Source organism: Vibrio sp. CB1-5, from assembly GCF_059412285.1.
Window position 1 is genome coordinate 40,511 of sequence record NZ_JBJHPB010000005.1, and the last position, 14,063, is coordinate 54,573.

The following is a 14,063-nucleotide window of genomic DNA, read 5'->3' on the forward strand; positions in this document are numbered from 1 at the left end:
GATCAGTTTTAATGATCTTAGCATTGAATCTTAGGTTCGTGGCATCTGTATGTGTGAATCAATTAGCACGTCAATCGGGAAATTAATCTTTCTCGTCTTAGCTCCAATATCTCTTCAATCAACTTTTCTTGTGCATTGATGCCAAAATGTTCAGCGTAGCGTTTTACCTTCTGAATTTGGCTCGGGTCGAGTTGATAGACTTCGCGTTTAAGCCTTGAGCGTGCCTCACTTTTTATCAAGCCTTGTGATTGCATCAGACGCACGATAGTGGCGTCCATCGGGTGTTTGTGTTGTTGCATAGCGTTTGATTAACTGACCGAATGAAGGTGGTTTCGTTTGAGTGTCGCGATGCAAGATAGTGACAAAGTGTGACAGCTTTATTGCAAAGTGTTGAATAAGCATTTGGGTTTTGAAAGAGGTTCTGAGTTGTTGCATCTCGTGGAGTTAAGGAGCGATGAGTGACAAAACAGGATTCAAGCGAGCTTTGTTCAATAATTGAACTTATTTCCAACTAATAATTAACTCATTATAAATTTGCATTTATTTTGTGAAATCTCCCGCATCTGATCATTATTATTGACCTATTGCCTGATAACCTGCCTTTAGGCTGCTAGCATATTTTTAGCTACTAAATAACGAAATGGTTTCTATTCGCTCTTTTTTAGCTCGTGAAACAGAAAGATATTCTCTTTAGAAAGGTAAAAATATGTTTAGGATGAACAAGGTCACGCTCTCTATAGCGTGCCTAGTGTTTAGCAGCCATGTGTTTGCTGCTGAACCTTATGATGCCACGCAGTCGTACTCTGGTGGTAGTCAAGTAACGGTGGATGGCACCACCTATGAGGCTAAGTGGTGGGTTGGGGCAGGTCAAAGCCCAACGGACACCTATGCCAATGAATGGGATTCTCCATGGAAAGTGGTCAGTAGCACCAATCCGTCACCAGAACCAACCCCTGATCCTTCTCCTGAACCAACTCCAGATCCAACGCCTGAGCCAACACCAGACCCTGGCACTCCTCCTCCAAGTGGTGCGTGTGCTGACTTCAATGTTTACCCAGATTGGACGCAAGGAAACCACGCTACAGCTGGCGACATTATGGTCAACGAAAATGTAGCGTATAAGGCCAACTGGTGGACGTCTTCCATTCCGGGTAGCGATAGCAGCTGGGCAACACATCTAGATTGTGGTGGTGCCTCTTCTGAGCCAAGTGCAAAACTTACTTTGCCAAACCCTCTTGATCCGGTGAGATTGGAAGTCGCTGGATGGCCAAGCCATTTGGTAGTCACAAGTCCTGCTTCTCTTGATGCGCCTGCGAGTCAATATTTTGCAACCAATAGTAGTCAGGACCTGGCAGACGTCGCTAAGTTGACCAATGCCTTTGTTACACTCATTCAAATCGCTGAAGCGGCGGGTGGCAGCTCGATTGTACTCACATCGGATGTTCTTGACTTGGCGACGGCTGACAAAGGGCAAGCGCTTGGCTCTGTAGCAGTCAAACAAGCACTTACAGCGGCGGTGGCATCAACCGCCAGCGCGATTGATGCGAGTGCCATTAGCGCACTGACTGATGATGTTAATGGCTGGGCACAGGCTCATAACCTTATTATTTCCACTTTAGCGCCTCAGGCGACCTTTGGCTGGACATTAACTATTGGTGACTTTGCTTACAACTCTCACTCAGGTAAGCGTGCGGTTTGGAATGCGGCCTCTTCATCTTCTGCAGATTTGCTATCAAGCTTTACACTTTATGACGCAGGCTCGACAAATAAAGCGGACTTTATTGCCTTTACTAAGTCGGCTGACACGCCTGCGTTATCTGATGAGCAGTGGTACTACGCTTTAGAGTATGTGAAGCAAGTCTCTGATCATATCCGTACCCCTGCGTTGTTAACCTCCATGCCAACGTCGCAAACGGTGAATTACTTCATGGGGGACTTGTCCAAACAAGGTCAGCTTCGTAAGGCAGCGCATAGCAATGTGTTTGCGATTTTGTTTGATAGTGAAACTGTCGAACTTACCAATAAGATTGAGCAGTACCAAACCGCTAAGTTGCCGCTTTACTACGTGGGAGAGAGCATCACCAATGGTCCTCTTACCCGTATCGCTGCACTTAACAGCGAGCTGGCGAGTGCGGAAAATGCAATGAACAATCAAGCATTCTTGTATGAGGTGTCGCAAGGTAACTGGTCACCGTCGACTGTGTATAAATGGGCGGACTTCCTAGCAGGGCTCAACTCTATGCACAACGTCGGTGTGGCGGGCAATACATTCTGGCTACTGGACGAGACGGCTGATGACGCGACCAATGCTAAATACGCTAAAGTTGCGATTGCCGCTTTCCTATCACAAAGTATGCAAGAGACCATTCGTTACAACGCCTGTGATGAAAACAACTGGTCAGAAGTTAGATACGGCGCTGCGGTTAACTACCCTATGACGGCAAGTTGTGGTCAATTGGGTCAGAAGTATGCCGATTACGGGATGGACCCCGTGACGGGTATTGATCATCCATACTCATGTCCGCGCGATCCTAAGATGGAAGTCAGTGCACTGACCAATGCCAAATGGTACGGCGCACCTGCTCCGATTTTCGCAGCGCCAGACTCTGTTCTTGCCGAGAAAGGCCTGCTAGTGAACGGTAACGTTGGTCGTTGGACTAACGATGGTCACTGCATGGAAGTCCCATCGACGGTGGATAGCTCACAGCAAGTGTGGGAGCGTGCTGACTGTAAAGTTTACGAAGGCCAGAAGGCCGGCAAGTTTATCTGGGATGGAAGCGATACGACTGGAACGGTTGAAGGCTGTGGTTGGTGGGGACGTGGCGTTATTCAAACCACTGGTCGCCAAAACTTCGGTACGCTTAACCACTTTATGGGACGCTCGCATGTTGACCCAGATACCGTAGGCACTACTGTGAATGGTGTGGTGGTGGAAGCACCTCCTGCTAATCCTCTTTATGCTGATTTAGATTTCTGTTCAAACCCAGGCTTAATTTGTAGCTCAGAAGAGAATCGCGAAATCAAATGGATTGCGGGCCTGTTCTACTGGGTCTCTTCGGTTCAAACTTACAATGATGAAGATGGTCCGTACGCGGCTTGGAACTATCATACTGAGCTTAAGAAATACGTAGACGGTGGAATGCAAGGCACTGAGTTTATCGATGCGGTGTCAGGTATTGTTAACCGTGGCTGTCCTGATAGTACTTGTCCGGTGAGTGGTAAGGTTCACGCGGTGAAAGAGCGTCAGGACAACTTTAAGCTGGTATTGCAAACGCTAGGGTTGAATCCACAATAAGGATTCATATTAATCAAAGGCTTCCATTTGGAGGCCTTTTTTAGTTCTCGTCGGTAACCAATTCGCTATAACCCGTATTTGCATCATACTCTCGAGCAAAGCGGCGCTTTGGATAGCGATGAATCAACAGCTCTGCTGTTGTATCTATGATGCTTCCTTCGAGAAGGTGTCCACCCAAGACCTCTCCACGTTTGTTGGCAACTGAAATATGAATGTGTTGATGATCTGGGGTGAGCGTGCCCATTATCGAGACGATCTCTAATGGCTCCTCAAGTAGCAAGGTTCTCTCTGCACCTGCAAGGCGAAGGTGTACTTTCGATAGACAACCAACACAAGAAGCAATAGAGCCAGCGGTTAAGTTGTGCTGGAGAATAAGTTCAGCAATGGCAAGTTTTAGATCTTGACCGCGAGTCAGTCGAGTAGCAATAAGTAATATCGTCATGGTTAACGTTTTAGTGGCCTCTAAACAGACAAGACTGTAGCAATTCTTGGCGGTAAAAACACCACCAAACGTTGAACGTACAGATGCTAGCAATACCACTGTGTGTGCCATATGGGTCACAAAACGCACTCTTTTTAGAGTAAAGGTTCCAGTTCAGGTCTATGGTTACAGATCAGCATTCAAAGATGAGTAATAACATGTACCCTTTTTTAAGACTGGCCAAGACCATTTTTCAATCTAATAAGAAGCCAGCCATCAGTTATACCCAACAAGATGAAATCGAATTTCGTTGTCACCCATGGGACATAGATATGTTCATGGAGATGAACAACGGCCGCATTCTTACCCTTTATGATTTGGGACGCACGGCGTTATCGGTCAAGTGTGGATTGATGCGTACTCTCAAACAAAACCGTTGGGGTTTAGTGGTCGCCGGAAGTTCGGTTCGCTATCGTAAGCGCGTGCGTATGTTCGACAAAATCACTATGAAAACCCAGTGTGTTGCTACTGATGACAAATGGTTCTATCTTGAGCAGTCGATGTGGGTGAAAGGACACCCTTGTTCTTCAGTTTTGATTCGTGCAGGTGTCACCTCGAAAAATGGCATTGTACCTCCTCAGCAAGTGATTGATGCTGCGGGCGAACAGCCAATGACAAGTGATATTCCAATGTGGGTGCAAGAGTGGATAGATTCGGAGCAGCATCGTCCATGGCCGCCAACCGCTTACGAAGGTGTGGGTGATTCACAAGTTCAAGTGAGCGAGCAGTAAAAGCCAGTAGACTGGCCTTTTTCTATTTGACTAGTCTGTTCAGCTATGTGGCGTCGCTTTGATTCTCAGGGGACGCTCTCTGAAAGGCGTCGAGCTCATTAAGCCTGCCCGCTATTTCATCTATGTTCGGGTAGGTCGACATATCGACACCGAAGCGCTGAGCGTTGTATACCTGCGGCACTAAACAGACATCAACAAGACTCACTTTATTTCCAACACAATAGTCACCACGAATCGGTGTCAGTTTTTGCTCTAGTGCGCTAAAGCCTTTGCTAATCCAATGTTGCATCCAGCGCACTTTATCTTGCTCATCGATCTCAAACTGTTGGTGTAAGTGTTGAATCACTCTCAGGTTGTTGATTGGATGAATGTCGATTGCAATGTCCTGCGCCAGTGCTTTCACCAGATAACGCTGCTTACCCTCACTCGGTGTCAATCTTAGTCCTGGATAGCGTTCATCCAAGTAATCGATGATGGTCAGTGATTGATTGAGTGTGATTTCACCATCAACCAGTAGTGGCACCAGTTCATTCGGGTTGAGTGCGGTGTAGTCGGGCGAGTGTTGTTGCCCCCCATCTTTGATGAGATTTATCGGTACGGACTGAAACGAAATGCCTTTTAGGTTTAACGCTATCCGTACCCGATAAGCGGCCGATGACCGCCAGTAGTCATACAGAATCAAATCATGACCCTTAATATTTCTCGACTGTTTGCTCAATCGCGCCAAAGATAGATTGGCCACTATCATCCAGCATTTCTATTTTGATGCTGTCGCCAAAGCGCATAAATGATGTGGTTGGTTGACCATCGCGAATAGTTTCAATCATTCGTCTCTCTGCAATACATGAATATCCAATGCCACCTTCTTCAATGGATGTGCCGTATTCGGTGCCTTGCTTGTTCGAGACTGTGCCAGAGCCGACGATGCAGCCAGCTGACAACGGTCTTGTTTTCGCTGCGTGGGCAACGAGTTCGGCAAAATCGAATGTCATATCAACGCCCGCATTTGGGTGCCCGAATGGTTCACGGTTGTAGTGCGAGATCAGTGGCAGGTGAACCTTACTGTCGCGCCATGCTTTGCCAAGTTCGTCGGGCGTGATAGCAACTGGCGAAAATGCCGATGAAGGTTTGGATTGAAAGAAGCCGAATCCTTTAGCAAGCTCTCCTGGAATGAGTCCACGCAATGACACGTCATTGACGAGCATTAGCAGTCGGATTGAGTCGTGCGCTTGCTCGGAACTTGCTCCCATCGGGACGTCATCGGTAATGACGGCGACTTCGCCCTCAAAGTCGATGCCCCACTGTTCACTTTCCATAGCAATAGGTGCGCGCGGTGCCAAGAAGGTGTCGGAACCACCTTGGTACATAAGAGGGTCGGTCCAAAAGCTCTCTGGTATTTCTGCGCCGCGTGCTTTGCGAACCAGTTCTACGTGATTGACATAAGCCGAGCCATCCGCCCATTGATAGGCGCGCGGCAGAGGAGACTCGCATTGTGACTGCTCAAATGGCATGGTTTGCATCAAAATGCCTTGGTTAAGGCCAAGGTAAACTTCGTTGAGAAGAGGCTCAAGTTGCTGCCAGTTATCGAGAGCGGCTTGCAGAGTTGAGGCTATTTCAGGCACGGCAATACATTGGCTGAGGTCGCGACTGACGACAACCAACTGGCCGTCGCGGGTGTTGTTGTTAAGTGTTGCTAGTTTCATATCAATTCCCTGCTTTCCAGCTGTAAACGTATTCGCGGTTTTCCACCGCCTCGGCTTCGACACTGTGCTTGAGCGCATTGCGCGTATCTATCATTACTGCGACTTCATCGGTAAAGGTTTTCTTAGCTTCCAGCCCGGCTTTGAATGCTTTAGGGTGTGGCCCGTGTGTGAACCCAGCAGGGTGGAACGTCATCATGCCCGCTTCGATGTTATCTCGACTGAAGAAGTCCCCAGCGTGGTAAAACAGCACTTCATCGTAGTCATCATTGTTGTGGTAGAACGGAACTTTCAGTGCACCGGGATCGCTCTCAATAGGTCTTGGTACGAAGGTGCAAACCACAAACCCATTGCCGACGAACGTCGTATGCGCTGAAGGTGGTAAGTGATAGCGATGAGACATCAGCGGTCTGATGTCTCGCCAGTTGAGCTTAAGTACCGATAAGTCTCCGTGCCAGCCAATCGCATCCAGTGGGTTAAACGGATAAGTGATGGTGTTGATTTTGTTGCCGCGCTTGAGTGAAACCGTGGTTTGCTCTTCACTGTATTGCGCCTTGAAGCGTTCATTAATCGCAGGTGCTTCAAGTATCGCTGGGTCAAATACGGCGTGCTGACCAACGATGCCTTTTTCTGGAAGTGCGTAGGCTGAGCCGGTGTTTTCTATCATTAAGATGAACATCGGCGCTTTAGGTTCTAGTCGCCAGTTGGTTGAGCGAGGGATCAGTACGTAATCGCCTTCTTCAATTTTAAGATGGCCATAGTCACAATAAAGATCTGCGCTGCCTTGGTGAATGAATAGCAGTTCATCACCGTCGCCGTTACGAGCAAGACCTGACATTTTTTCTGCTAGCTTCCAGACTCGCACTTTACATTCGCGATTTTCCAATATGCTCGGGGCAGACCAAGGCGATGATTGTTGAGCAGACTCAACATGGTTGAGATTATAGGCACGAGGCTTGAGATCGCCTTCCCATTCAGTCCATCCAGTTGGTGCATGCTGGTGGTGAAAGTGGCTAGCAGGGCCAAAGAAACCTTCTCGACCTGCTTCTCGCTCATAAATCGCCTCGTCAGGAAAGTCGGCATGAGCCTGCTTCGAATAGGTTCCCTCGCGGTGAGGGAACGTTGGCCATTTACGCATTATCGGTTACCTCGTTTAACACGCCGCGGCGGATCTGATCTTCTTCAATCGACTCAAACAGCGCTTTAAAGTTGCCTTCCCCAAAGCCTTCATTGCCTTTGCGCTGAATGATTTCGAAGAACACAGGACCAATGACGGTTTGAGTAAAGATCTGCAATAAAATGCCATCCTTCATTGGTGCACCATCGATAAGAATGCGCAGATCTTGCAGGCGGCTTACATCCTCGCCATGACCTTTGACTCGTGCGTCGACTTTTTCGTAGTAGGTATCTGGAGTTGGCATAAAGTCCATGCCGCGATCACGCAGTGTTTGTACGGTCTGATAGATATCGTCAGTGGTCAGTGCGATGTGCTGGATACCTTCGCCGTTATACTCACGAATGAATTCTTCGATCTGCGATTTGTCGTCTGAAGATTCGTTGATAGGGATGCGGATTTTGCCACAAGGCGCGGTCATCGCACGGCTAACAAGCCCTGTGAGTTTGCCCTCGATGTCGAAGTAGCGGATCTCTCGGAAGTTGCCAATACGCTCATAGAAACCCGACCACACATCCATGTTACCTTGCTTAACGTTGTGAGTTAGGTGGTCAAGCTCGTAAAGCCCCACGTCTTGCTCGGCTAGGCGTTTTTGGGCATCTGGATAGAACTTAAAGTCCACATCGTAGATGCTGCTGCTTCCGTAGCGGTCAACGAAGTAGAGCAGACTCTCACCGATGCCGTAAATGGCAGGAATGCTTAGCTCCATAGGACCGATTTCGGTGACATATTGCTCTCCCCCATTTTCTAGAGCATGTGCCATCGCTTTCGCGGCATCTTCCACTCGAAACGCCATACCACAAACCGAAGGGCCATGAATGCGCGCAAACTCTTCTGCTTGGCTGTGTGGCTGTGCGTTGACGATAAAGTTGATGTCTCCTTGACGATATAACCAAGCTTCTTTTGAGCGGTGCTTAGCAATCTCAGCAAACCCTAGCGAGTCAAAGAGGCGTTTTAGATCGTTAATACCATCGTCAGTCGCTGCTGTGTATTCAACGAATTCAAAGCCATCGGTTCCAAGAGGGTTGAAGTTGATAGTCATGGTCATTTCCTTTTGATAGTCAGACGGTCTCCTTCGTTGGAAGACCTTGTTGTAGGGTATTGAGTTAAATTTGAGCAAAGTTGAAGGAAAAGGGAATAGGGTCAAAGCGTTAGACAAAAATGCAGTTAGTGAATTGATTGCGTAACAAATTTGCTACAAGTCGTTTTGTGTGATTGGTGTTGAGTATTAATGATGATTAATATATTGAAGTTAAAGGAAATAAAATATTAGGTAGAGAGGGGCGCAGAAAAGAGGGGTGTAAATGAAATGTTAAAAAAGTAAAGCTTATTGTACACCTCAGTCGTAAAGTGGGAACCCCATTCAACTAGGGGGCAAGCGCCAAAGGATCAAAAAGTGGAGCCGTTTGTTTGCCTCCACTTTTTTCGTGCTGTTTGTGCGAGTCTCTACGCTAATTTAAGCGTTTCACTGCTCATTCGATTCATGTAACTGTTCACTGCAAATGCAAGTCCAACTGTCGCAATCGCCCATAACCAGATAGGTAGTACACCTGTTGATATCGCATAACCAATCGCTGTCGCGGTGATCACGCCAATGAAGCCAGGGATCAGGAAGCTGTGGTTAAGTATGTACTTACCAATCTTAGTGGTACCAGAGCGGTCAAAAGTAATCGCTGCCAGATCAGATGGGTAGAATGGGAAGAAGTAGTAAGCGTAACAAGCGGGAAGTACGCCAATAAGGACTTCTGCTGGAATGCCTAGTGCAAAACCTAAAGGTAGCATAATAGTCAATACGGCAGCTTGGCTCTTAAGGAACACAGAAGAAACGTACATGGCGATTGCGAAGGTCCAAGGGTGCGACTTCACGACGTCTTCAACGAGGCTGATGATGTAAGGCTTGTTGTAAGCAATGATGGTGTCACTCATCCAGGCAATACCAAAGATGATGATGACCGCACTCATACCGGCGATAAACACGTTGGTGTTGACGATTTTTTTAGGATCAACATTGGTGGTTAGTAAGATTATAGCGCCGACAGAGAGCATCAAGAACTGCAACGCGGTCGACGTTTTTACGCCATCAGGCAGCAGACCCAGATCTTTACCAAACATAGCAACGCAAATCACCGTCAAAATACCGAGTAAGAATACGGTTAGGCCGCGTTTTGCCGTTTGATTCTCTTTGATGCCAGCATCACCTGTGCTCTCTTCACTGGTGTCGATAAGCTGCGCTTTGAATTGTGGATCTTTCATGCGCTCCAAAAACTCCGGATCGTCATTCAAATCTTTACCACGCTTTAAGCTCCAAGTTGCAGCAATCAATACACCCGTTAATGTCGCAGGAATGGTCACCATTAACACTTGACCCAAAGAGATGTCTAGGTGGTTGGTCGCAGCCGTTGCCATAACTACCGCCGCTGCCGCTGCAATAGGGCTAGCTGTGATGCCCATTTGAGAGGCGATGGTCGCAATAGCCATAGGACGCTCTGGACGAATACCACGCTTAATACTGACGTCATAAATAACCGGCAGCAGTGGATACACCGAGTGACCCGTACCGACCATGACTGTTAGTGAATAAGTACACAAAGGTCCTAAGAAGACGACTTTAGATGGGTGCTTACGAAGCAATTTCTCAGCGTATTGGACGAGTAGTTTTAGGCCGCCTGTTGCCTCAAGTGTTGCTGACGCCGCAACAACCGCAAGAATGATGAGCATAACGCCAATAGGGGGCGTACCGGGAGCAATGCCAAAGAAGAAACTAAGTATGGAAACGCCTAATCCACCAAGTAGACCGAAGGCAATCCCACCATAGCGAATACCGACAAAAATGACTGCCAGAAGCAGCAGCATGTGAACATAAAACATAACAACTCCTTTTAATAGCGACAGAGTTATCATGCTCCCGTATGCAGTGCTAAATACTGATCTAGATTCGGAAAATCTTGTAAATTCGAATGGGTGTGTAAAATTGTACACAGGGTCACATTGTTGCGAGTGAGATCAACATGTGACTGAAATGAAACAAAAAAGCGGAGCATTTATGCTCCGCTTTGTGTTTTAAGCTACGCTATCTTTATCAGTATCTTCGGCACCAATAAAGCCGCCAGTTTGGTGCGCCCAGAGCTGAGCATACACTCCACCTTGCGCGACCAATTCTTTGTGGCTGCCTTGCTCAATGACTTCACCTTTGTCTAGGACAATCAGGCGATCCATAGCCGCAATGGTTGATAGCCGGTGTGCGATGGCGATAACCGTTTTACCTTCCATCAGCTCATTTAAGCTTTCTTGAATCGCAGCCTCTACCTCTGAATCCAGCGCTGATGTCGCCTCATCAAGGATCAGAATAGGGGCGTTTTTCAACAGCACTCGTGAGATGGCAATACGCTGACGCTGACCACCGGAAAGCTTCACACCACGCTCACCAACTTGTGCATCGTAACCCTCGTTGCCAAACGGGTCGGTTAGGGTTTCGATAAACTCATGAGCATGAGCCTGCTTGGTTGCAGCAAGCAACTCTTCTTCTGTGGCATCGGGTTTACCATAGAGGATGTTGTCACGAATCGAGCGATGCAGCAGAGAGGTATCCTGCGTCACCATACCAATTTTGCTGCGCAGTGAGTCTTGGGTAACTTTCGAGATGGATTGACCGTCAATACGAATGTTGCCCCCCTCCACATCGTGAAAACGTAGCAGTAGATTCACCAGTGTTGATTTACCTGCACCTGAACGTCCCACCAAGCCGACTTTTTCGCCCGGTTTGATGTTGAGATTCAAGTTACTGATGACCCCTTTGTTTTCACCGTAGTGGAAGCTCACGTCATCAAAGTCGATGCTGCCTTTATCGACGACGATGGGCTTAGCGTCTTTTTCATCTTTGATATCAATAGGCTTAGAAAGGGTCTTCATACCATCAACCACCGTACCCATGTTTTCAAACAGGGCACCGACTTCCCACATGATCCACATCGACATACCGTTGATACGCAGCGCAAGACCAATGGCAATCGCGATAGCACCGACCGTAATCGCGCCATCCATCCACAAGTAAATAGAGATAGAAGTGACGGTAAACAGCAGCACATAGTTGGTAAATTCAACCGCAACATCAAAACCTGTTACCAAGCGCATTTGACGATAGACGGTATCCAAGAACCCTTTCATGCCTTTTTCCGCATACTCGGTTTCACGATCGGTATGGGAGAATAGCTTCACGGTAGAGATATTGGTGTAGCTATCCACAATGCGTCCGGTCATCGTAGAGCGCGCGTCGGCTTGCTCTGTTGCCACTTTCTTCAGTTTTGGTACGAAGTAAATCTGAATGCAGACGTAAGCACATAGCCAAACCAACATTGGCATCATCAAACGCCAGTCTGCTGCCGCGAGCATCACCAAAATTGAGGTGAAGTAAACAGAGACATACACGAATACATCTGCTGTTTTCATCACGGTTTCGCGCACCGCAAGAGAGGTTTGCATTACCTTGGTCGCGATACGCCCAGCAAAGTCATCTTGATAAAAAGAGAGACTCTGTTTGAGCAAATAGCGATGTGCCTGCCAGCGAATAGCCATCGGATAGTTGCCAAGCAGCGTTTGATGCACGAGCAGCGAGGCAATCAACAAGATGGTGGGAAGCACCACCAGAACACAAAAACCAACCCAAAACAGGGTATGACCGTTTTCAGATAAAAAGGTTTGGGGATCGCTGGCGGTTAGCCAGTCGACGATTTGTCCCATAAATCCGAACAGCATCACCTCTGCGATAGCGATGATGGTTGAAAATAGTGACATTAAAATGATCGGCTTTTCAAAGCCGCGCGTGAAGTAGCGGCAGAAAGCGAGTATGCCCTCTGGCGGCTTCTCCGGATCTTGCTTTGGAAAAGCTTCTGTAAATTTTTCAAAGCGTTTGTACATGGTTCACCTAACAACGTTGGAAAGACTCTTTGTAATCCATTGACTGCATATTTGGTCGTGTTTCAAAGAGTCAAAAAATCCTCCTATCTAAAGATAAGAGTAGATATTCACAAGTAACGGTTGTCGAGCTGATTTGCAACTGCGCGGAAGATACTTGCGAGTCAGAGTTATGATTTTGATTTTGATTTTACATGGCGAATGTTCCGTTTCGCGGGATAGAACACGTGAAAGAGATCTGATGAATCAGACTCAGTAAGTGTATAGCTTTTAACCAATACTCACAACCGCTGCCATACATAACCCCGTGATTTTATTGAACTGTCGGAATATTAATCCACAAATTGGTGCATTTTTTTCATTGTTGCGTGGTTTTTGTGCAGGAAATATTCCTGAATTACTGTCATCAATCAGTCAATGTTTCGGTTTAGTCTGTGATTAAATCCTGCATTCAGTAAATTAATATTTAACACACTATTTACAATTTAAGAATCTAAGTAAGACAAGAAGCAAAACAACAATACGTTGCTAACAACGATGACTTTCAAGCGATAACTAGTGAAGTGGGATGTTTATGAACCATGGAATGACTGCATCTGTCGAGACGACGATTTCCGCTCGTGTCGGCCGTTCGATTCAAAATGCCAATTGTGTGGTGATGGTACCGCCAAAAGAGTTCGGTTTTAATGCAGAGACTGCGGCCGACAATGAATTTCAGCACCAAGTTGCTCTTGACGCCAGTGCTGTCAAAACCAAAGCGATGGCGGAGTTTAAGGCCATGGTTACTGGCCTGCGTAAATCCGGTGTGCAGGTTATCGAATTTGATTGCCCCCTTGATGGTGAAGAAACGCCAGACGCCGTATTTCCCAATAACTGGTTTAGTACCACTCATGATGGAGCGTTTTACACCTTTCCGATGGCATGTAAAAACCGCCAGCGAGAAGTGCGTCCACAAGCCTTAATTGATAGCCTGAATGCCGCTGGACGACATGTGGTTGCCACCGACAATTTGCTGAGCTACGTGGAACAAGGGGCGTTTTTGGAAAGTACCGGTGTGATGGTAAAAGATCACATCAATAAAACCATCTATGCGGCACTATCTCAACGCTGCGAGCGCGAAGCGTTGGAAGACTATGCTAAGCGAATTGGTTACCATCGCGTAGTGTCGTTCCAGACTGCTTTGCCATCGGGCCACCCTATCTATCATACCAATGTCATGATGGCGATTGGGGAGCACTTTGCGGTTATTTGCTCGGAAGTGATCCCTGAGTATGAGCGTCGTTTTGTTATTAAGTCACTCGCGAACAGTAAGCAAGTGATTGATATCAGTTTGGAGCAGGTAAACCACTTTTGTGGCAACATTCTACAGCTGGAAACCGTGAATGGTGGCAAGGTGATCGCGATGTCGAAATCGGCGTTTGATGCTTTTACACCAGCGCAAAAGCAACAACTTGCAACACACGGGAAATTGCTGCCGTTTGATGTTTCTACCATAGAAAGTATTGGCGGTGGTAGCGTGAGATGTATGCTGGGAGAAGTGTTTTTACCAGCACGAACGACTGAGCTATGATCAAAAAGCAAGCAGCCCGTCCAATTGGGTTGCTTGCTATCTAATCCTTCTAATGATCTGGCCAGATAACCAAAACGATACGAGTTGAGTGTTTTTCTTTCTTATTGAGTCGTAACTCAGAAAAGTTGGACTTTTTCTCCTTAGCTTTTAGACTGCTATTTATGTTAGCGAAAGGGCAGAATGCCCATGTAAAACATAAGG

The 14,063-nt window shown here is 47.1% G+C and carries 11 protein-coding genes; 3 read left to right on the plus strand and 8 right to left on the minus strand.

Translation table 11 applies throughout. The annotated features are described in order from the left end of the window. Positions 1-62: 62 nt before the first annotated feature. A complete protein-coding gene (locus tag ACJB0T_RS05095; RefSeq protein ID WP_479292426.1) occupies positions 63-299 on the minus strand; it encodes a hypothetical protein in 237 nt (78 codons plus the stop codon). A 407-nt stretch (positions 300-706) separates the two neighbouring features. On the opposite strand from ACJB0T_RS05095, the gene ACJB0T_RS05100 reads away from it, so the two are divergent. After that, positions 707-3,295: a cellulose-binding domain-containing protein gene (locus ACJB0T_RS05100; RefSeq protein WP_479292428.1), complete on the plus strand. Its 2,589-nt coding sequence runs from the start codon at positions 707-709 to the stop codon at positions 3,293-3,295. 40 nt (positions 3,296-3,335) lie between these two features. Here ACJB0T_RS05100 and ACJB0T_RS05105 read toward each other — a convergent pair whose 3' ends face one another. Further along, positions 3,336-3,737, minus strand: coding sequence for a PPC domain-containing DNA-binding protein (locus ACJB0T_RS05105; RefSeq protein ID WP_479294511.1), 402 nt, complete (start codon positions 3,735-3,737; stop codon positions 3,336-3,338). Between the two features lie 197 nt (positions 3,738-3,934). On the opposite strand from ACJB0T_RS05105, the gene ACJB0T_RS05110 reads away from it, so the two are divergent. Then, the gene (locus ACJB0T_RS05110; protein ID WP_479292430.1) at positions 3,935-4,507 is read left to right on the plus strand and encodes an acyl-CoA thioesterase; all 573 of its coding nucleotides are present in this window, start codon (positions 3,935-3,937) and stop codon (positions 4,505-4,507) included. A 43-nt stretch (positions 4,508-4,550) separates the two neighbouring features. Here the strand turns inward: ACJB0T_RS05110 and maiA are convergent, their stop codons facing one another. The 6 genes from maiA to ACJB0T_RS05140 form a co-directional block, all read right to left on the minus strand. Beyond that, positions 4,551-5,255: a maleylacetoacetate isomerase gene (gene maiA, locus ACJB0T_RS05115; RefSeq protein WP_479292432.1), complete on the minus strand. Its 705-nt coding sequence runs from the start codon at positions 5,253-5,255 to the stop codon at positions 4,551-4,553. After that, positions 5,200-6,210, minus strand: coding sequence for a fumarylacetoacetate hydrolase family protein (locus ACJB0T_RS05120; protein ID WP_479292434.1), 1,011 nt, complete (start codon positions 6,208-6,210; stop codon positions 5,200-5,202). The genes maiA and ACJB0T_RS05120 overlap by 56 nt, the downstream gene beginning before the upstream one ends. 1 nt (position 6,211) lies before the next feature. Beyond that, positions 6,212-7,345 (minus strand): homogentisate 1,2-dioxygenase, encoded by a 1,134-nt coding sequence (locus ACJB0T_RS05125; protein ID WP_479292436.1) that lies wholly within the window; start codon positions 7,343-7,345, stop codon positions 6,212-6,214. Continuing rightward, positions 7,338-8,423, minus strand: a complete 1,086-nt coding sequence (gene hppD / locus ACJB0T_RS05130; protein ID WP_479292438.1) for a 4-hydroxyphenylpyruvate dioxygenase — start codon at positions 8,421-8,423, stop codon at positions 7,338-7,340. Before hppD ends, ACJB0T_RS05125 begins: the two co-directional genes overlap by 8 nt. A 404-nt stretch (positions 8,424-8,827) precedes the next feature. Continuing rightward, the gene (locus tag ACJB0T_RS05135) at positions 8,828-10,249 is read right to left on the minus strand and encodes an anaerobic C4-dicarboxylate transporter (protein WP_479292439.1); all 1,422 of its coding nucleotides are present in this window, start codon (positions 10,247-10,249) and stop codon (positions 8,828-8,830) included. Positions 10,250-10,441: 192 nt separating this feature from the next. Beyond that, positions 10,442-12,295, minus strand: a complete 1,854-nt coding sequence (locus ACJB0T_RS05140; protein WP_479292441.1) for an ABC transporter ATP-binding protein — start codon at positions 12,293-12,295, stop codon at positions 10,442-10,444. A 583-nt stretch (positions 12,296-12,878) separates the two neighbouring features. On the opposite strand from ACJB0T_RS05140, the gene ACJB0T_RS05145 reads away from it, so the two are divergent. Then, the gene (locus ACJB0T_RS05145; RefSeq protein ID WP_479292443.1) at positions 12,879-13,862 is read left to right on the plus strand and encodes an arginine deiminase-related protein; all 984 of its coding nucleotides are present in this window, start codon (positions 12,879-12,881) and stop codon (positions 13,860-13,862) included. Positions 13,863-14,063: the final 201 nt, after the last annotated feature.